We start from the raw sequence: 519 nt of genomic DNA on the forward strand, positions 1-519 counted from the left end.
CCTTCTTCCTCGCCTTTAGGGCATCGACGAAGCGCCGCCTCGAATGAGCCATGCAGCCAAGATGCGTTGCCCCTTCCAGCGTGCGCCAGGCGGAATAGCCGTCGCTCATCACGATGCCGCGGTAATCGCCCAAGAAGGTCTGCGGGTGTACCTGGCCGCGACCCGGCTGATAATCGAGCAGCACGATCGGCTCGTCACTGTCGTGGCCGCTCCGGTATGCCCACATGTACGAGGTGCTGGCGGCCGCTCTGTCCATTTCCTTCAACACCTGAACCGTCGTCTCGTCGCCATGGATGAGGGTTTGCGATCTGAGCCGCAGCTTCAGCGCGTCATAGATGCGATGCAGGTGCTTTTCGCTCGAGCCGATCACCCAGTGGCCCAGAGCGCCTCGGCTGACAGGAACGCCGGCGCGCTCAAAGGCCTGTGCCAGGCGGTAGAGCGGTGTGCCGTCGACGTATTTGTGAACGAGCGCGAAGGCCAGCGTCGAAGCCGTGGCGATGCTGCCCGGCAAGGGTTGCG

At 63.6% G+C, this 519-nt stretch carries 1 protein-coding gene; it reads right to left on the reverse strand.

All coding sequences use genetic code 11. The features are described from left to right. A partial coding sequence (gene tnpC / locus NKH05_RS33055; protein ID WP_353027115.1) for an IS66 family transposase occupies positions 1 to 519 on the reverse strand: 519 nt, incomplete at both ends.

This window comes from Mesorhizobium sp. M1399, assembly GCF_040317735.1.
In the GTDB taxonomy this organism is placed as follows: Bacteria; Pseudomonadota; Alphaproteobacteria; order Rhizobiales; family Rhizobiaceae; genus Mesorhizobium.